This window comes from Actinomycetes bacterium (genome assembly GCA_036000965.1).
Classification (GTDB): Bacteria; Actinomycetota; CALGFH01; order CALGFH01; family CALGFH01; genus DASYUT01.
Map to the genome: position 1 here is coordinate 1 of DASYUT010000348.1, position 18,840 is coordinate 18,840.

Below are 18,840 nucleotides of genomic sequence, written 5' to 3' on the forward strand. Positions count from 1 at the left end.
AGATGGCGATGCCGGGTGACCACACCGAGATGACGGTGCGCCTGATCCAGCCGATCGCGATGGCGGAGGGGCTGCGGTTCGCGATCCGGGAGGGTGGCCGCACCGTCGGCGCCGGCCGCGTCATCAAAATCCTCAAGTAGCCTCGAGAAGTAGCCTCGAGCTCCCGAGGCCCCGGCCGCCCTCGAGCGGCCGGCGCTTTCGCGTGACCCCCTCTTCTCGCGTAGGCTTGCTCGAACCGCATGGAGGCATGCGCTTCGGGGGCCGAAGGAAGGACTCAACGTGGCGACCACCGACATCAGGCCGAAGATCACGCTGGCATGCACGGTGTGCAAGCACCGCAACTACACGACGACCAAGAACAAGCGGAACGACCCCGACCGCATCGAGATCAAGAAGTACTGCCGCTGGTGCGGCCGGCACACCGCCCACCGCGAGACCCGCTGATCGTGGACAGCCCGCGAGAGAGCCCGGCCCCCGCGCCGGGCTCTCGGGTTTCCGGGTTCCGTACGTGGCTCTCGGGTTCCGGGCTCCGCGCACGTGCTCTCCGGTTCCGGGCTCCGCGCCGGGCTCTCGGGTTCCGGGCTCCGCGCCCGAGCCCGGGCCCCGAGGCCGCCGCTGGTTGCCCGGGCCCCAGCGGCTGGTTGCTCCGAGGCCGTTGGTTGTCCGGGCCTGAGGCCGCCGCTGGTTGCCGCTGGGCCCGGCAGCGGTCTAGCGTCGGTGGCCAGGCCGAGGAACACCACCCGAGGAGTGCAGCGAATGCCCCTGAACCAGGCCCTGGTGGGCAAGGAGTACCCGCCCATCCGCTACGAGGTCGGGCGAGAGAAGCTCCGCGAGTTCGCTCTCGCCGTCGGTGAGCACGACCCCGTCTACCACGACGAGGACGCGGCCAGGGCCGCCGGCCACCCCGACATCCCGGCCGTGCCCACCTTCCCGGTCGTCCTGTCCTTCCGGGCCGGCGCACTCGTCTACGCCGACCCGGAGCTGGGACTCGACTACTCCAGGGTCGTTCACGGTGAGCAGGAGTTCGTCTACGAGCGGCCCATCCGGGCCGGCGACCGCCTGGTGGCCGTCGGCCGGGTGGCCGCTGCCCAGACCAAGGGCCGCCACGAGCTGCTCACGATCACGACCAGGATCACCACCGAGGCCGGCGAGCCGGTGTGCCAGGCCACGTCCTTGCTGATCGCCCGCGGGACCGCATCCAGGGCCGCCGACGGAGAGGGCCGGTGAGCCCACGCCGTGACCCCGCCCAGGTCACCGCGGGCGACAAGCTCGACCAGGTCTCCGAACCGATCGAGCGCCTCGACCTAGTCAAGTACGCAGGTGCCTCGGGCGACTTCAACGTCATCCACTGGAGCGACGAGGCGGCCCGGTCGGTCGGCCTGCCCGGGGTGATCGCTCACGGGATGTACTCCATGGGGGTCGCCGCCCGCATGGTCGCCGCCTACGCCGGCGACCCGGGCGCGATCAAGCGAATCAAGGTCCGCTTCTCGGCTATGATCCTGCCCGGCCAGACCCTCACCGCTGGCGGCGAGGTCGCCAAGGTGGACGGGAGCCGGGTGACGCTCAGGTTCTGGGCCGAGGACGACGAGGGGAACAGGGTGCTGTCAAAGGGTGAGGCCGACCTGGAGCTGAGCTGACCATGCCCGAGCCTGGGCTGGAGGTACGCGCCCTCGTCGCCGAGCGGGAACGGGCCCGCGAGGCCCGCGACTGGGCTCGCGCCGACGCCCTCCGGGACCGGCTCCGCGCGGCCGGCTGGCTCGTGCGTGACACCCCCGCCGGCCCCGACCTGTCTGAGGCGCCTCCCTTCGACACGGTCGACCCGGCCACCCTCGCCCCACGCTGGGACGCGCCCGACCGGCACGACGCCTCGGTCGTCGTCCACGTGACCAGCTGGCCCTCCGACGTCGCCCGGGCGACCTCCGCCCTGGCCAGGCAGTGCGGCCGGCTCGACTACGAGGTGGTGCTGGTCGACGACGCGGCTGGGGAGGCGACCGGCCGGGCGCTCGAGGAGCTCGCCGCCACCGACGGCCGCGTGGGGGTGCTCCATCTCGACCCGGCGGCCGGCTTCGGAGCGGCCATGAACCTCGGCATGAGCCAGGCCCTTGGCCGGGTCCTGGTCTGGCTCGACCCCCACGTCGAGGCCACCGGTGACCTGCTCACCCCGCTGCTCGACGCGCTCGGCGAGCCGGGCACGGGCCTGGCCGGCGGCTGGGGCGTGACCACCCGCTCGCTGCTCGAGTTCGACGTCGACGACGGGCCGGAGGTCGACGCGATCGAGGGCTACCTGCTGGCCTTGCCCAGGGCACTCGCCGCCCGGGTCGAGGTCGACCCCAGGGACCGCTACTACCGCAACGCCGACCTCGACTACTCGTTCGCGGTTCGCGCGCTCGGCTACCGGGCGGTCCGGGTCGCGGTCCCGGCCACCAGGCACCGCCACCGCGGCTTCTACGACACCGACCCCGCAACCCGGGACCGTGCCTCCCGCAAGAACTACGATCGCTTCCTGCGCCGCTGGAGGTCCCGCACCGACCTGCTCACGCGTGGCTTCACCGGCTACCACCGTCACAACTGACGTCTGTAACCCGAGCCCTGCGGGTAAGGTCTAAGCCTTCGACAGTAGAAGGGGACTGCGGTGGAGGTCGACCGGGAGCTCGTCGAGGCCGCTCAGGCCGGTGACCGCTGGGCACTCGAAGAGCTCGTGCGCCGCACGCATCGGAGCGTGTACACCTGCGCGCTCCGGCTCGTCGGCAACCCGGACGACGCCGCCGACGTCACCCAGGACGTCTACCTTCGGGTGGTGCGCAAGCTGAGCAGCTTTCGCCATGAGGCGTCCTTCACGACGTGGCTGAACCGGGTGACGACCAACGTGGCCATGAGCGCACTGAAGCGCCGGACGCGGCGGATCGCCGTCGAGGGAGGGGTCGTGCCGCCTGACACGCGGGACCCCTCCCCGGACCCGGCCGAGCGGGCCGAGACGGTGGCCCTCGCCCGGCGGCTCGAGTGCCTGGTGGCCGAGCTGCCCGAGGGGCAGCGGCAGGTGCTCGTGCTGCGCGACTTGTACGGGCAGTCGACCGACGAGGTGGCGGATGCGATGGGACTGACCCCGGGGGCGGTGAAGGTGCGCCTGTTCCGGGCTCGCGAGCGGCTCAAGGCGGAGCTCGAGTCGGCCGAGGGCGGCCAGGTGGTCGTCCTCAACGGCCGCCGGCGGGCGTCGGGACGGCGGTCATGACCGGCTGCCACGAGACCCGCCCGCTGCTCCCCGCCCGGGCCGAGGAGCTGACCCCGGTGCAGGCCCAGGTCCGGGCCGACCACGTGATGGCCTGCTCCCGCTGCGCGGCCGAGGCCGCCGCGTACAGCCGCCTCGGGCACGCGTTGGCCGTGCTGGGCGGACTCGAGGCCGACCCGCCCGACGGCACCCTGGAGCGGCTGCTGGTCGCGATCGGCCGGCGCCGCGTGGCCGATCCGAGGGTGGCGGTCGTCGCCGCCGGCTCGGCCGGCGCCCTGGTCGCCACCATCGTCGTAGCCCACGCCCTGCGCCAGCGGCGCCGCGCGGCCACCCTACCGCCACGGCCACGCCCACGGGGCATCCCCCGGGTCACGCTCCGTCACCCCGCCCTGGCCCGGGCCGAGTAGGCGCCGCCCGCCCGCGCGGCACAGCCCGTGCCACCCCGCCCTGGCCCGGGCCGAGCAGGCGCCGAGCCCGCCGTGCGGGACGCCCGTGCCACCCCGCCCGGGTGAGGCACCTTGAGCGGGTCGGACCCTGGCCCCTATACTTGGTGGGCTTTGGGCCCAGGCCCGGGGCGTCCCGCCTACCCAGGCCAGTAGCTCAATTGGAAGAGTCCCGGTCTCCAAAACCGGTGGTTGGGGGTTCGAGTCCCTCCTGGCCTGCCAACCCCATGTCCCCCCGGAGCGGGCATGGGTGCACGTCGACCGGCTGCGCCACTCGGCGCTGAGGAGCAGTCCTAGCGATGAACAGGGAGACCAAGCGAGCAATGGCTCGCCAGCAGCGCACGACCGACCAGGCCGAGCGCATGCAGCAGCTACGCAAGGCGCAAGTCAGCCGCCAGCAGGCGGCCAGGCAGGCCGCGGTCGGGCAGGCCGGCAAGCGGCGATCGAGGTTGAGCGGGATGACGAGCTTCGGCAGCGAGGTCGTGGCCGAGCTGCGCAAGGTCAACTGGCCCGACCGGCGTACGGTGCTGTCCTACACGGTGGTCGTCCTGGTGGCCGTGACCGCCATCACGGCGGTCATCTTCGGGATGGACACCCTGTTCGGGAAGGCCGTCATCGCCATCTTCAGCTAGCCGCCAGAGCGATCGATCCGATTCACCAGGAGCGCCATGAGCACCGACATCGCCACCGGCGAGACCGGCCCCGGCTACAGCTTCGGGGACTGGTACGTCGTCCACACCTACGCGGGCTACGAGAACAAAGTGAAGGCCAACCTCGAGAGCCGCATCTCCTCCATGAACATGGAGGAGAAGATCTTCGAGGTCGTGATCCCCATGGAAGACGTCATGGAGATCAAAGGGGGCAAGAAGCAGGTCGTCTCCCGCAAGGTCTTCCCTGGCTACCTGCTCGTCCGCATGTACCTCGACGACGACTCCTGGTACGTCGTCCGGAACACCCCTGGGGTCACCGGCTTCGTGGGCTCGGGCGCCAAGCCCACCCCGCTGTCCGAGAAGGAAGTGGCCAAGATCCTCGAGACCAAGCCGATCGAGAAGATCAGGCCGCGGGTCGAGTGGCAGGTGGGCGAGTCGGTGACGGTCACCTCGGGTCCGTTCGCCCAGCTCCCCGGCTCGATCGCGGAGATCAACGTCGACCAGCAGAAGCTCAAGGTACTGGTCTCCATCTTCGGGCGCGAGACTCCGGTCGAGCTCGCCTTCGACCAGGTCCAGAAGCTCTAGCCCCCGCAACGCAACCGTCAAGGAGCGATTCCCAGCCATGCCACCGCAGTCGACCCGCCGCCGCCGCAGGGTGACGGCCGTCATCAAGATCGAGCTTCCGGCCGGCGCGGCCACCCCGGCGCCCCCCGTGGGCACCGCCCTGGGCCCCCACGCCGTGAACATCATGGACTTCGTCAAGCAGTACAACGCGGCCACCGCGGCGCAGTCCGGCAACGTCATCCCGGTCGAGATCACCATCTACGAAGACCGGACGTTCAGCTTCGTGCTCAAGACCCCGCCCGCAGCCGTGCTGCTGCGCAAGGCGGCCGGGATCGAGAAGGGCTCCCCCGAGCCGCACAAGACCAAGGTCGGCACGGTCACCCGGGACCAGGTCCGGGAGATCGCCGAGACCAAGATGCCCGACCTGAACGCCATCGACATCGAGGGCGCCATGAAGGTCGTCGAGGGCACCGCCCGCTCCATGGGCATCACGGTGGCGGGCTGACGCCCACCACCGAACCGCTCGGAGCCGCTTCGCGGCGACTGATTGATCTCGCCGGCCAAGCTCGACCGCAACCCCGGCCAAGCTCGACCGGCGACGCCGGCCAGGCTCGGGCCGGCGACCGGCCGGCAAGTCCGCCGGCCGGGTGGGAGGGGCGCGTGCGCGCTCCGCAGACCACAGGAGGATGCCACCAGATGGCAGGAAAGAAGTTCGCGGAGGCCGCCAAGAAGGTCGACCGCACCACCCTCTACCACCCCTGGGACGCGCTCGAGCTGGCCAGGTCCACCAACCCGACCCGCTTCGACGCCACCGTCGAGGTCGCCTTCCGGCTCGGGGTCGACCCCCGTCGGGCCGACCAGATCGTCAGGGGCACCGTCTCGCTCCCCAACGGCACCGGCAAGACGGTCCGCGTGGCCGTGTTCGCCGAGGGAGACGCGGCCCGGGACGCCGAGGCGGCCGGGGCCGACGTCGTCGGCGGCAAGGACCTGGTCGAGCGGGTCCAGGGCGGGTTCCTCGACTTCGACGCCGCCGTGGCCACCCCCGACATGATGGGCCAGGTCGGCCGCCTCGGCCGCATCCTGGGCCCGCGCGGCCTGATGCCCAACCCGCGGTCGGGCACGGTCACCCCCGAGGTCGCCAAGGCGGTCACCGACATCAAGGGCGGCAAGGTCGAGTACCGGGTCGACACCAAGGGCAACGTGCACCTGATCCTCGGCAAGACCTCGTTCCCGACCAGCGCGCTGACCGAGAACTACCAGGTCGTGCTGGACGAGATCGTGCGGGCCAAGCCGGCGGCGGCCAAGGGCCGCTACATCAAGGGCATCACCGTCTCCACCTCGATGGGCCCCGGGATCAAGGTGGACCCGGCCCAGACCCGCAACCTGACCGCCGACCGGGAGGCCCGGACCGCATAGCGGTCCGGGGCGCCATGCGGGAAGCCTGGCACCTCGGCTGGTGGGCGCCGCTGCCGCCGGCGGTCGAGCCCGACGAGCTGATCGACCCGGCCGTGCACGGCGCGCTGCTGGCCGCCGTGGCTGGCGGCGCGCCGCTCGACCGCCTCGGCCAGCACCGGCTCGCCACCTTGAAGGCGGCCGGCCTGGCCGGCGCCGACGGCCGGCCCCGCTTCCCGGTGGGCCGGGCCGACCAGGTCAAGACGCTCCGCTCGGCAGCGACCGACCTCGGCGCCAGCATCGCCCGCCTGGTGGCAGGCGAGTGGAGCCGGCTCGAGGTCGAGTACGAGCCGGTGCACGCCACCGTGTCGGGTCCCGGCGGCCCTCCGGCTGCCTTCCTCGTCGTCGGCGGGCTCGTCCTCGACCTCGGCGTGCGCCGCCTGCTGCGCCGCCAGGGCCTGGCCGCCCCGCCGTTCGGCAGCGCCTTCGTCTGGCTGGCCGAGGGCGACCGCGAGGGCGCCGGCGTCTGGTTCGCGCGGGCCACTGTGCTCCCGGGCCGGGGTGCCCTGGTCCGCTTCGGCCGCCCCCTCGCCCCCCGCTGGGACGAGCTGGTGGTCGACCCGGAGGCGGCGCCCGCGCTGCCCACGAGCCGCGAGCCCGCCCTCCGGGAGCTGTCCGAGGCGCTCGGGTGGTCGGTGGTCCGGTTGATCGAGGCGTCCCTGCCCGCTTTCGACCCGGTCCGCCGCCGCATCCCCGGTGGCGACGACGAGGGCGCCTTCCTGGCCTGGACCTACACCCTGGCCGTCGACGCCGCCCTGGACGGTCTGGCCGCGCGGGGCCTGCTCGCCCCACCTATCGACGGTGCCGTGGCGGTCCGCGTGTCGGACCCCGCCCTGGCTGGCATGTGACCACGCCCCTGGCGGGCATGGAACCACGCCCCCGCGAGACCCTGTGGAGAGCGCGTCGCGCCGCCGAGGCTGACCCTGCCGCCGCCCGCCCCGGGGGTGCTGCCAGGGCCAACTTGTCGGCGACCCGTGAGGCATGTACCCTCGCCCGAGCCGAAGACCGCCCGGTTGTCGCAGCGCGACACCAAGGCCCGTCCCGACGGGCGCCGGCGCAGGCGAGCACCTCCGGTGCGGAGCCGTGCGCGCACGCCGACGGGCGGTCCTCGGGGCCGTCCGTTTCGTGTGTGCGGGGGGACGGGGGGCCCTGGACTGCGGCTCCCCGGTGAGCCAGGGAGGTGAGGCCGTGCCAAATGCGAGCAACGTCGCTGAGGTCGAGGCCATCAAGGGACGTCTGGAAGGGTCGGCGGCCGCGCTGCTGACCGAGTACCGCGGCCTCAAGGTCGGAGAGCTCGGCGAGCTGCGCGCGTCGCTGCGCGGGTCCCAGACCGAGTACAAGGTCGTCAAGAACACGCTGACCAGCATCGCAGTGCGCGAGGTGGGGTACGAGGACCTCGTCCCGCTGCTGCAGGGCCCGACCGCGGTGGCCTTCGTGCACGGCGACGTGGTCCAGGCCGCCAAGGACCTGGCCGAGTTCTCCCGCATGCACCCGGCCCTGGTGGTCAAGGGCGGCGTGCTCGAGGGGAAGGTGCTGGACGCCGACGCCGTGCGCCGGCTCGCGACCCTCGAGTCACGCGAGGTCCTGCTGGCCCGCATGGCCGGGCTCCTGCAGGCGTCGCTGCAGCAGGCCGCCAGCCTGCTGGCTGCCCCGCTCCGCCAGGTGGCCACCATGGCCGCCGCCCTGCGGGACAAGCTCGAGGAGGAGGCCGGCGCCAGCCCCGGCGACCAGGCCCCCGCAGGCGAGGCCGAGGCCACCCCGGCCGACCAGGCCCCCGCAGGCGAGGCCGAGGCCACCCCGGCCGACACTGACTCCGCCGACCCCGGCGCGACCGAGTAAGGAGCAAGCAGATCATGCCCAAGCTGTCCACCGACGACCTCCTGGACGCCTTCAAGGAGATGACCCTCCTCGAGCTGTCGGAGTTCGTGAAGCAGTTCGAGGAGACCTTCGGGGTCTCGGCGGCCGCCCCGGTCGCGATCGCCGCCGGCCCGGCCGGCGGGGCCACGGCCGAGGCCGCGCCGGCCGAGGAGGAGCAGACCGAGTTCGACGTCGTCCTGACCGCTGCCGGCGACAAGAAGATCCAGGTCATCAAGGAGGTGCGCACCCTCACCAGCCTGGGCCTCAAGGAGGCCAAGGACCTGGTCGACAGTGCCCCCAAGCCCGTCCTCGAGCGCGTCCCCCGCGAGCAGGCCGACAAGGCCAAGGCCCAGCTGGAAGGCGCCGGCGCCTCGGTCGAACTGAAGTAACCCAACAACCCCGACTACTCGGACCCTTCCGACGCCGACGGCCAGTCTGGCATCAGGTGGGGAACGGCCAGTCTGGCATCAGGTGGGAGGACGGATCGGCAAGGAAGCCCGCCCGGGACCCCGTTCCCAGCAACTGCGCTTGTCGGAGCGGAGAACGGAGCCCGGGCTGGCACCACCCGGCCATGAGCCGGCACCACCCCGGCCCATGACGGGTTACACCCCAATTGGCCAGGCATCGCCGTTCGCCTGACTCTACTGACTCTCTTGACACGCTCCGGTGGGGGCGCCACACTCCCGTCGAGCCCGACGTTTGAGAGGTGCACACGCAGACCCTCAAGTCGTTGTTGACAGCAGTGTAGGCGAGCGCTACACTGCTCCTTCGTATGTCTTCGCGCGCCCTTGACCCGACCGCTCGTGACGGCTTTGGCGTGCCTGCGGGCGTGCCCGCGCACCCGTTCACCGACTTCCCGCGAAAGGGGAGGGACGCCTCTTGAGCGACCCGCGTACCTCGGTCTCGCCCCGACTCTCCTTCGGCAAGATCCCCGAGATCCTTCCCATCCCTGACCTTATCGCCATCCAGCGACAGTCCTTTGAGTGGTTGATCACCGACGGGCTGCGGGAAACCTTCGAAGAGATCAGTCCCATCGAAGACTTCACCGGCCAGATGGCGCTCACATTCGGTGAGCACCGCTTCGAGGAGCCCGAGCACTCGGTCGAGGAGTGCCGCGAGAAGGACAACACCTACTCGCGCAAGCTCCACGTGCAGGCCGAGTTCCAGAACCGCACCACCGGCGAGATCAAGTCCCAGTCGGTGTTCATGGGCGACTTCCCGGTCATGACCGACCAGGGCACGTTCATCATCAACGGCACCGAGCGGGTGGTCACCTCCCAGCTCGTCCGCTCGCCCGGGGTCATCTTCGAGCAGGAGCCCGACAAGACCCTCGACAAGATGCTGACCTCCTGCCGGGTCATCCCCGCCCGGGGTGCCTGGCTCGAGTTCGACGTCGACAAGAAGGACACCGTCGGCGTCCGCCTGGACCGCAAGCGCCGCCTGCCCGTGACCGTGCTGCTGCGCGGCCTCGGCATGACCGACGCCGAGATCCGGGAGCGCTTCGGCGAGTCCGAGACGATGATGCTCACCCTCGAGAAGGACCACACCCGCACCGAGGAGGACGCCCTCGTCGAGATCTACCGCCGCCTGCGCCCGGGCGAGCCGCCCAGCGCCGAGTCCGGCCGCCAGCTCCTCAACGGGCTGTTCTTCCAGCCCAAGCGCTACGACCTGGCCAAGGTCGGCCGCTACAAGCTGAACAAGAAGCTCGGCCTGGACGACTCCCACCGCGAGCTGACCCTGACCCGCGACGACATCATCGCTACCGTCGACTACCTGGTCCGGCTGCACGAGGGCGACCCGACCACGATCACCGACGACCAGGACCACTTCGGCAACCGGCGCCTGCGCTCGGTCGGGGAGCTGATCCAGAACCAGGTCCGCATCGGCCTCTCCCGCATGGAGCGGGTCGTGCGCGAGCGCATGACCACCCAGGACGCCGAGGCGATCACGCCTCAGACCCTGATCAACATCCGCCCGGTGGTCGCCGCCATCAAGGAGTTCTTCGGCACCTCGCAGCTGTCGCAGTTCATGGACCAGACCAACCCGCTGGCCGCCCTGACCCACCGGCGCCGCCTGTCGGCGCTCGGTCCGGGCGGGCTGTCGCGCGAGCGGGCCGGGTTCGAGGTACGCGACGTCCACCCCTCCCACTACGGCCGCATGTGCCCGATCGAGACCCCCGAGGGTCCGAACATCGGCCTCATCGGCAACCTCTCCACCTACGCCCGCATCAACGAGTACGGCTTCGTCGAGACCCCCTACCGCAAGGTCGAGAACGGCCGGGTCACCGACAAGGTGGACTACCTGACCGCCGACGACGAGGACCTGCACGTGATCGCGCAGGCCAACGCGGCGGTCGATGCCAAGGGCCACTTCGTCGAGGACCGCGTGCTGGTCCGCCAGGGCAGCCGCTCGGCCGGCGTGTCCGGCCAGCGCAGCGCCGCCCGGGCCGATTACGGCACGGGCCAGGGCGTCGGCGTCACCGGCGAGGTCGCCAACGTGCTGCCCGCCGAGGTCGACTACATGGACGTCAGCCCCCGCCAGATGGTGTCGGTGGCCACCGCCCTGATCCCGTTCCTCGAGCACGACGACGCCAACCGGGCCCTGATGGGCGCCAACATGCAGCGCCAGTCGGTGCCTCTGCTGCGGTCCGAGGCGCCGCTGGTCGGCACCGGCATGGAGGGCCGCGTGGCGGTCGACGCCGGCGGCGTGGTCGTGGCCGAGCAGCCCGGCACGGTCGAGGACGTCTCGGCTGAGACGGTCACCGTGCGGCACGCCGACGGGTCGGCCAAGACCTACCGCATGCGCAAGTTCGAGCGCTCCAACCAGGGCACCTGCATCAACCAGAAGCCGATCGTGACCGAGGGCACCCGCGTGGCCGCCGGCGACGTGCTGGCCGACGGGCCCTGTACCGACGCGGGCGAGCTCGCGCTCGGCAAGAACCTCCTGGTCGCGTTCATGCCCTGGGAGGGCCACAACTACGAGGACGCCATCATCCTGTCGGAGCGCCTGGTCAAGGACGACGTGCTCACCTCGATCCACATCGAGGAGCACGAGGTCGACGCGCGCGACACCAAGCTCGGGGCCGAGGAGATCACCCGGGACATCCCCAACGTCAGCGAGGACGTCCTGAAGGACCTCGACGAGCGCGGCATCATCCGCATCGGCGCCGAGGTCGCCCCGGGCGACGTGCTGGTCGGCAAGGTGACCCCGAAGGGCGAGACCGAGCTGACCCCGGAGGAGCGCCTGCTCCGCGCGATCTTCGGCGAGAAGGCGCGCGAGGTCCGCGACACCAGCCTCAAGGTGCCCCACGGCGAGACCGGCAAGGTGATCGGCGTGCGGGTGTTCTCGCGCGACGCCGGCGACGACCTGAACCCGGGCGTCAACCAGCTCGTGCGGGTCTACGTGGCCCAGAAGCGCAAGATCTCCGACGGCGACAAGCTGGCCGGGCGCCACGGCAACAAGGGCGTCATCTCCAAGATCCTCCCCGAGGAGGACATGCCGTTCCTGTCCGACGGGACCCCGGTCGACGTGATCCTCAACCCGCTCGGCGTGCCGAGCCGGATGAACATCGGCCAGATCCTCGAGACCCACCTCGGCTGGGTGGCCGCGCACGGCTGGTCGTTCGACGGGGTGCCCGACTGGGCCAAGGTGGCCGGCTGGAGCGCCTCGGACGCCCACCAGGGCAAGCGGGTCAACCTCGGCACGCCGGTGTTCGACGGCGCCAACGAGGCCGCCATCGAGGACCTGCTCACCGCGACCGTGGGCACCTACCAGGACCCGATCACCGGTGACCAGCGCAAGCTGGTGGACTCCGAGGGCAAGGCCATCCTCTACGACGGCCGTACCGGCGAGCCCTACCCGTCGCCGGTCACGGTCGGCTACATCTACATCCTGAAGCTGCTCCACCTGGTCGACGACAAGATCCACGCCCGCTCGACCGGCCCGTACTCGATGATCACCCAGCAGCCGCTGGGCGGGAAGGCGCAGTTCGGCGGCCAGCGCTTCGGCGAGATGGAGGTCTGGGCCCTCGAGGCCTACGGCGCCGCCTACGCCCTGCAGGAACTGCTCACCATCAAGTCCGACGACGTCCTCGGTCGCGTCAAGGTGTACGAGGCGATCGTCAAGGGCGAGAACATCCCCGAGCCCGGCATCCCGGAGTCCTTCAAGGTGCTCATCAAGGAGATGCAGTCCCTTTGCCTGAACGTCGAGGTGCTCTCGGCCGAGGGCCAGGAGATCGAGATGCGGGAGACGGACGAGGACGTCTTCCGGGCCGCGGAGGAGCTTGGCATCGACCTGAGCCGGCGGGAGCCCTCGTCGGTCGAGGAGGTCTAAGTTGCTCGACGTCAACTACTTCGACGAGCTGCGGATCGGCCTGGCAACGGCCGAGCAGATCCGCATGTGGTCCAACGGTGAGGTGCGCAAGCCCGAAACCATCAACTACCGCACCCTCAAGCCCGAGAAGGACGGCCTGTTCTGCGAGAAGATCTTCGGCCCGACCCGGGACTGGGAGTGCTACTGCGGCAAGTACAAGCGCGTCCGCTTCAAGGGCATCATCTGCGAGCGCTGCGGCGTCGAGGTGACCAGGGCCAAGGTGCGGCGTGAGCGGATCGGCCACATCGAGCTGGCCGCCCCGGTCACCCACATCTGGTACGTCAAGGGTGTGCCCAGCCGCCTCGGCTACCTGCTCGACATGGCCCCGAAGGACCTCGAGAAGATCATCTACTTCGCGGCCAACGTGGTGACCTGGGTCGACGAGGACCGCAGGCACGACGACCTGCCCCGGATCGAGACCGAGATCGCCCACGAGCGCGAGCAGGTCGAGGTCGAGAAGCAGAAGCGTGAGGAAGCGGTCAAGGCGCAGCTCGAGGCCAACCTGGCCGAGCTGGAGGCCCAGGGGGCCAAGTCCGACCAGCGCCGCAAGGCCCGCAACGAGGCCGAGCGCGCGTTCAAGGACATCGCCCAGAAGGCGGCCGCCCAGGTCGAGCTGCTGGAACGGGTTCTCGACATGTTCAAGAACATGACCCCGAAGCAGCTCCTCGCCGACGACCAGTACTACCGCGAGCTGCGCGAGCGCTTCGGCGAGTACTTCTCGGCCGGCATGGGCGCCGACGCCATGAAGGAGCTGCTCCTCCGCGAGGACATCGAGGGCGAGCAGGTCCGCCTGCGCGAGGTCATCGCGACCTCCAAGGGCCAGAAGCAGCAGCGCGCGATCAAGCGCCTGCGCGTGGTCAGCGCCTTCGTCGGCCGGCGCAACTCGCCGCTCGGCATGGTGCTCGACTGCATCCCGGTCATCCCGCCCGACCTGCGCCCGATGGTGCAGCTCGACGGCGGCCGCTTCGCCACCAGCGACCTGAACGACCTGTACCGGCGGGTCATCAACCGCAACAACCGGCTCAAGCGGCTGCTCGACCTGGGCGCGCCCGAGATCATCGTCAACAACGAGAAGCGCATGCTCCAGGAGGCCGTCGACGCGCTGTTCGACAACGGCCGCCGCGGCCGGCCGGTCACCGGGCCGGGCAACCGGCCCCTCAAGAGCCTGTCCGACATGCTCAAGGGCAAGCAGGGCCGCTTCCGCCAGAACCTGCTCGGCAAGCGCGTCGACTACTCGGGCCGCTCGGTCATCGTGGTCGGGCCGGAGCTGAAGCTCCACCAGTGCGGGCTGCCAAAGCAGATGGCCCTCGAGCTGTTCAAGCCGTTCGTGATGAAGCGGCTGGTGGACCTCTCCTACGCCCAGAACATCAAGTCGGCCAAGCGCATGGTCGAGCGCTCCCGGCCGCAGGTCTGGGACGTGCTCGAGGAGGTCATCCGCGAGCACCCGGTGCTGCTGAACCGGGCGCCGACCCTGCACCGCCTGGGCATCCAGGCGTTCGAGCCGGTGCTCGTCGAGGGCAAGGCCATCCAGATCCACCCGCTGGTCTGCAAGGCGTTCAACGCCGACTTCGACGGCGACCAGATGGCCGTGCACGTGCCCCTGTCCGCCGAGGCGCAGGCCGAGGCGCGCATCCTGATGCTGTCGACCAACAACATCCTGTCGCCCGCCAACGGCCGGCCGATCGCCGTCCCGACCCACGAGATGGTCCTCGGCATCTACTTCCTCACCTACAAGACACCGGCGTCGCCAGCGGCGACGAACGGGTCGACGCCTTCGGCGAGGAAGGGCTCCAAGAAGAGCACCGATGCCACCGAACCAAACGTCAGACTGCAGGCGTTCGGTTCGGTGGCCGAGGCGGTCATGGCCTACGACTTCAAGTCGATCCAGCTCCAGGACCCGGTCGTGGTCCGGCTGCCCGAGGGCAAGCGGGCCGACGTGGAGGACGACGGCAAGGTCGAGACCACCGTGGGACGCCTGCTGTTCAACGAGGCGCTGCCCGACGACTTCCCGTTCGTCAACGAGACGCTGCAGAACCGCGAGCTGTCGACCCTGGTCGGCCGCATCGCCGACCGCTACGACCAGACCATGACCGCCGAGGTCCTGAACAACATGAAGACCCTCGGCTTCCACTGGGCGTCGCGGGCCGGCGTGACCGTGTCCATCCAGGACGTGCTCAAGCCGCCGCACAAGCAGCAGATCCTCGACGAGTTCGAGAAGCGCGCCGAGAAGGTGGAGTCCCAGTTCCGCAAGGGCATCATCACCGACGACGAGCGCCGCCAGGAGCTCATCGAGATCTGGACCGAGGCGACCGAGCGGGTCCGCGAGGACATGGAGGAGCGCTTCCGCCAGGAACCCTTCAACCCCATCTACATGATGGCCACGTCGGGGGCTCGCGGGAACATGACCCAGGTCCGCCAGATCGCCGGTATGCGCGGGCTGGTCGCCAACCCGCGCGGCGACATCATCCCGCGGCCGATCAAGGCCAACTTCCGCGAGGGCCTGACCGTGCTCGAGTACTTCATCTCGACCCACGGCGCCCGCAAGGGGCTGGCCGACACCGCCCTGCGCACGGCCGACTCCGGGTACCTGACCCGGCGCCTGGTCGACGTGACCCAGGACGTGATCGTGCGCGAGCACGACTGCGGCACCGAGCGCGGCATCCCGGTCACCACCGCGGTGCGCCGGCCCAGGCCTGGCACCAAGGGCGAGTACGACTGGGTCCGGTCGCGGCCGGTCGAGAGCCAGGCGCTCTCGCGCATCCTGGCCGAGGACGTCGTCGTGCCCGACTCCAACAAGGCGCAGAAGCTGCTGTTCGAGGCGGGCACCGAGGTCGACGACATGGTCGCGGACGCGCTCGTCGAGCACGGGGTGGGCGAGATCCTCTGCCGCTCGGTGCTCACCTGCGAGTCCAAGGTCGGCGTCTGCCAGCTCTGCTACGGGCGCAGCCTGGCCACCAACCGGCTGGTCGACATCGGCGAGGCGGTCGGCATCATCGCCGCCCAGTCGATCGGCGAGCCGGGCACCCAGCTCACGATGCGGACCTTCCACACCGGCGGCATCGCCGGCGAGGACATCACCCACGGCCTGCCCCGCGTGGTCGAGCTGTTCGAGGCTCGCACCCCGAAGGGCATGACCCCGATCGCCGAGTTCTCCGGCCGGGTGGCCGTCGAGCACGTCGAGAAGGGCGTCCAGGTCACCGTGACCTCCGACGAGGGCGAGGAGTGGACCGTGATCGTGCCGCGCCGGGCCCGGCTCCGGGTCGAGGACGGCCAGGAGATCGAGGTCGGCCAGCCGCTCATCGACGGCACCCCGAACCCCAAGGAGATGCTGCGGGTGCTCGGGATCCGGGCGACCCAGGTGCACCTGGTGGACGAGGTCCAGAAGGTCTACACCTCCCAGGGTGTGACCATCCACGACAAGCACATCGAGCTGATCGTGCGCCAGATGCTCAAGCGGGTCACCGTGCTCGAGGGCGGCGACACCGATCTGCTGCCCGGTGAGCTGGTCGAGCGGGCCACGTTCGAGCGGGCCAACCGGGAGGCGCTGGAAGCCGGCAGGACGCCGGCCAACGGCCGTCCCGAGCTGCTCGGCATCACCAAGGCGTCGCTCGCGACCGAGTCGTGGCTGTCGGCGGCCTCCTTCCAGGAGACTACCCGCGTGCTCACCGAGGCGGCCATCGAGGGCAAGAGCGACTCGCTGCTCGGTCTCAAGGAGAACGTGATCATCGGCAAGCTGATCCCGGCCGGGACCGGCATGGTGCGCTACCGCAGCGTCGCCCCGATCCTGGCCGAGATGCCGGCCACGGCCTACGCGATGGACGCGTTCGGCAACACCTACGAGAGCTACGACGGCGTGTACTACGGCGAGGACGGCAACCCGATCGGCACCGTCGAAGGTGCCGAGGGTGAGCTGGTCGACGTCGACGCCGGCACCGGCTACGCCCCTGAGGAGTTCGACGCCTTCGAGGAGTCGTAGACCCCAACGGGACCAGCGACGGCCCGGGCCTTGCGGCCCGGGCCGTCGCCGTCACCACTCGTATACTTGCGACATACCTGCCGGAGAGGGACGAGCATGCGATGCTCGTCTCCTGCGGTTCTCTCATCTCTTCAGGATGGGTGACGATGGTCGACAGGCTGGCGGTCCCCAGCGGCGGCATCCCACCGCTGCAGCCGGGCGCTGAGGCCGGACCCGGCCGGCGAGCCTCCCTCACCGAGCTGGCCTACGAGGCGCTCAAGCGGGAGATCCTGACAGCGGGCATCCGGCCCGGCGCCCCCCTGATCGAGAACGACCTGGCCACCCGCTTCGGCGTCAGCAAGACCCCCATCCGGGAGGCGCTCCGCCTGCTCGTCCAGGACGGGTGGATCGTGGTCCTGCCCCGCAAGGGCTACCTGGTCCGGCCGCTCTCCCTCGAGGACGTGCGGGAGGTGTTCGCGCTCCGCCAGCTCCTCGAGCCCCAGGTGACCGCCGACGCGGCCGCCAGCGGCTCCCAGGCCCTGCTGCAGCGCCTGCGGGGCGCGGCCAGGGTCCAGGCCGACGAAGAGGCCTCCTACGGGGCCGCGATGCGCTCGGCCCGCGCCTTCCACCTGACGCTGGCCGAGACGGCCGGCAACGGGCGCCTCATCAAGGTCCTGGAGGGGTTGCTCGACGAGGTGGAGCGCCTGCTGCACCTGATGCCCGAGCTCGGAGGCCACCTCACCTCGATCGCCGAGACCTCGGCGCACCAGCGCATCGTCGCCGCCATCGCCGCCCGCGACCCGGAGGCGGCGGCGGCGCACATGCGGGCCCACCTGGCCGAGTCGAGCCAGACGCTGGTCAAGGCGTTCAGCGGCGTCTCCCAGCAATGACCGACTTCACCAGCGAGCCGCTCACGGCCTACCTGCCGCTGCTGGTCGAGGGCCGGCCCCAGGCGTTCGTGGGCCTGTTCGGGCGGAACCCGGTGGTCGAGGACCCGCGCGTCGGCCGGGTGGCTGGTGTCGAGGCGGTGGAGGCGTTCGCCGCCGCCACCGCCGACTGGCTCGACGAGCGGGACGCCCACCTGGTGCCCGGGCGCACGACCCGGAGCGGCTCGCGCACCGTGGTCGAGTCGGTGTTGCTCCTGGACGACGGGAACGGGCAGGTGGACCTGCCGGTCGCGCTGGTCGGCGAGCGCTACGGCGACCGCTTGGCCAGCGTCCGCGCCTACCACAGCCTGTGGCCGCTCGAGGGCGCCCACCGGGTGCGGCCGCCGCTGCTGCCCGAGCGGGCTGACCTGCTCCTGCCGCCGGTCGTCCAGCGCTACCAGGCGGCGCTGGCCGCCGGCCAGCTCGACGCCATCCTCGAGCTGTTCGAGCCCGACGGCTACGCCCGCGAGCCGAGCGGCGGCCGCCACCTGCACCAGGGGTCCGAGGGGCTCGCACGCTTCTACGAGGGGCTGTTCGCGGTGGGCGGCATCCCGCTCGAGCACTGCACCGTGACCGACGACGGCACCTGCACCGTGCTCGAGTACAACGTGGTCTCCTGGGGCGACCGGGTGCTCGAGCCCCAGGCAGGCGTGGCCTGCTACGAGCGCACCCCGAGCGGCCGCCTGGCCGCCGCCCGCATCTACGACGACGTGGAGATCTAGTGGCTCCCCTCCAGGTCCAGGGTTGGTTGCCAGCTGCCCCTGGGGAAATGCCCCTTCCAGTCGTAGGATTCCAGATGTGGCCGGTCCGAGCGGGGAAGGGAGGGGTTGATGAGGACCTTGACGCTGTCCACGCGGATCACCCTGGTCCGGATCGTGCTGGTGCCCGTGCTGCTCGCCCTGCTCGTGACCGGGGGGGGCCCCGACGACGCCAAGGTGCTCGCCGCCCTGGTCTTCCTGGTCGCCTCGTTCACCGACTTCGTGGACGGCTACCTGGCCCGGCGCTGGCAGCAGGTCACGACCCTGGGCAACTTCCTCGACACCACGGCCGACAAGCTGCTCGTGATGGGCGCCCTGCTCGGCCTGCTCGCCGTCGACCGGGTCGACGTCTGGGTGGCCTTCGTGGTGATCGCCCGGGAGGTCGCCGTGCTCGGCCTGCGGGCGGTCGCGGCGGCCGCGTCGGTGGTGATCTCCGCCTCCATCTGGGGCAAGCTCAAGTTCAACATGCAGGTGGTCGGCATCACCCTGGCCATCCTGCGGCCGCCGGTACGTCTCGGTGCGCTCTGGCTCGACGAGTGGGCCATGCTGGCCGTGGCGATCGTGAGCGCCGCCTCGGCCCTGGACTACTTCTCCCGCTTCGGCGACCTGGTGAGGGCAGGCCGGTGACGAGGGCGGGC

Annotated in this window: 19 protein-coding genes and 1 tRNA gene; all 20 read left to right on the forward strand. The window is 70.9% G+C overall.

The window, feature by feature from the left end; genetic code table 11:
• A partial coding sequence (locus VG276_31025; GenBank protein HEV8653714.1) for an elongation factor Tu occupies positions 1-140 on the forward strand: 140 nt, incomplete at its 5' end.
• 139 nt (positions 141-279) lie between these two features.
• Positions 280-444, forward strand: a complete 165-nt coding sequence (gene rpmG / locus VG276_31030) for a 50S ribosomal protein L33 (GenBank protein ID HEV8653715.1) — start codon at positions 280-282, stop codon at positions 442-444.
• 312 nt (positions 445-756) lie between these two features.
• Positions 757-1,227 carry a MaoC family dehydratase N-terminal domain-containing protein gene (locus VG276_31035; GenBank protein ID HEV8653716.1) on the forward strand — a complete coding sequence of 157 codons (471 nt, stop codon included), beginning with the start codon at positions 757-759 and terminating at the stop codon, positions 1,225-1,227.
• Positions 1,224-1,637, forward strand: coding sequence for a MaoC/PaaZ C-terminal domain-containing protein (locus tag VG276_31040; GenBank protein ID HEV8653717.1), 414 nt, complete (start codon positions 1,224-1,226; stop codon positions 1,635-1,637). The genes VG276_31035 and VG276_31040 overlap by 4 nt, the downstream gene beginning before the upstream one ends.
• A 2-nt stretch (positions 1,638-1,639) precedes the next feature.
• Positions 1,640-2,572 carry a glycosyltransferase gene (locus tag VG276_31045; GenBank protein ID HEV8653718.1) on the forward strand — a complete coding sequence of 311 codons (933 nt, stop codon included), beginning with the start codon at positions 1,640-1,642 and terminating at the stop codon, positions 2,570-2,572.
• 60 nt (positions 2,573-2,632) lie between these two features.
• Complete coding sequence (locus VG276_31050) at positions 2,633-3,229, forward strand: sigma-70 family RNA polymerase sigma factor (protein HEV8653719.1); 597 nt, start codon at positions 2,633-2,635, stop codon at positions 3,227-3,229.
• Positions 3,226-3,633: a hypothetical protein gene (locus tag VG276_31055; GenBank protein HEV8653720.1), complete on the forward strand. Its 408-nt coding sequence runs from the start codon at positions 3,226-3,228 to the stop codon at positions 3,631-3,633. The genes VG276_31050 and VG276_31055 overlap by 4 nt, the downstream gene beginning before the upstream one ends.
• Before the next feature lie 182 nt (positions 3,634-3,815).
• A tRNA-Trp gene (locus VG276_31060) sits at positions 3,816-3,891 on the forward strand.
• A 77-nt stretch (positions 3,892-3,968) separates the two neighbouring features.
• The gene (gene secE / locus VG276_31065) at positions 3,969-4,301 is read left to right on the forward strand and encodes a preprotein translocase subunit SecE (GenBank protein HEV8653721.1); all 333 of its coding nucleotides are present in this window, start codon (positions 3,969-3,971) and stop codon (positions 4,299-4,301) included.
• A gap of 36 nt (positions 4,302-4,337) precedes the next feature.
• Positions 4,338-4,904 carry a transcription termination/antitermination protein NusG gene (nusG, locus tag VG276_31070; GenBank protein ID HEV8653722.1) on the forward strand — a complete coding sequence of 189 codons (567 nt, stop codon included), beginning with the start codon at positions 4,338-4,340 and terminating at the stop codon, positions 4,902-4,904.
• A gap of 37 nt (positions 4,905-4,941) precedes the next feature.
• On the forward strand, positions 4,942-5,388 hold the full coding sequence (gene rplK / locus VG276_31075; GenBank protein HEV8653723.1) for a 50S ribosomal protein L11: 447 nt from the start codon (positions 4,942-4,944) through the stop codon (positions 5,386-5,388).
• Between the two features lie 191 nt (positions 5,389-5,579).
• Entirely contained in the window at positions 5,580-6,299 is a 720-nt protein-coding gene (rplA, locus tag VG276_31080) for a 50S ribosomal protein L1 (GenBank protein HEV8653724.1), read from the forward strand.
• Between the two features lie 14 nt (positions 6,300-6,313).
• The gene (locus tag VG276_31085) at positions 6,314-7,183 is read left to right on the forward strand and encodes a hypothetical protein (protein ID HEV8653725.1); all 870 of its coding nucleotides are present in this window, start codon (positions 6,314-6,316) and stop codon (positions 7,181-7,183) included.
• Positions 7,184-7,523: 340 nt separating this feature from the next.
• Complete coding sequence (gene rplJ / locus VG276_31090; GenBank protein ID HEV8653726.1) at positions 7,524-8,174, forward strand: 50S ribosomal protein L10; 651 nt, start codon at positions 7,524-7,526, stop codon at positions 8,172-8,174.
• Between the two features lie 14 nt (positions 8,175-8,188).
• Positions 8,189-8,581 (forward strand): 50S ribosomal protein L7/L12, encoded by a 393-nt coding sequence (gene rplL, locus VG276_31095; GenBank protein ID HEV8653727.1) that lies wholly within the window; start codon positions 8,189-8,191, stop codon positions 8,579-8,581.
• 490 nt (positions 8,582-9,071) lie between these two features.
• The gene (locus VG276_31100; GenBank protein HEV8653728.1) at positions 9,072-12,524 is read left to right on the forward strand and encodes a DNA-directed RNA polymerase subunit beta; all 3,453 of its coding nucleotides are present in this window, start codon (positions 9,072-9,074) and stop codon (positions 12,522-12,524) included.
• A 1-nt stretch (position 12,525) separates the two neighbouring features.
• Positions 12,526-16,539, forward strand: a complete 4,014-nt coding sequence (locus VG276_31105) for a DNA-directed RNA polymerase subunit beta' (protein ID HEV8653729.1) — start codon at positions 12,526-12,528, stop codon at positions 16,537-16,539.
• Between the two features lie 146 nt (positions 16,540-16,685).
• Entirely contained in the window at positions 16,686-17,408 is a 723-nt protein-coding gene (locus VG276_31110) for a GntR family transcriptional regulator (protein HEV8653730.1), read from the forward strand.
• Positions 17,405-18,166 (forward strand): nuclear transport factor 2 family protein, encoded by a 762-nt coding sequence (locus VG276_31115; GenBank protein HEV8653731.1) that lies wholly within the window; start codon positions 17,405-17,407, stop codon positions 18,164-18,166. The genes VG276_31110 and VG276_31115 overlap by 4 nt, the downstream gene beginning before the upstream one ends.
• Positions 18,167-18,274: 108 nt before the next feature.
• A complete protein-coding gene (gene pgsA, locus VG276_31120; protein HEV8653732.1) occupies positions 18,275-18,829 on the forward strand; it encodes a CDP-diacylglycerol--glycerol-3-phosphate 3-phosphatidyltransferase in 555 nt (184 codons plus the stop codon).
• Positions 18,830-18,840 lie beyond the last annotated feature (11 nt).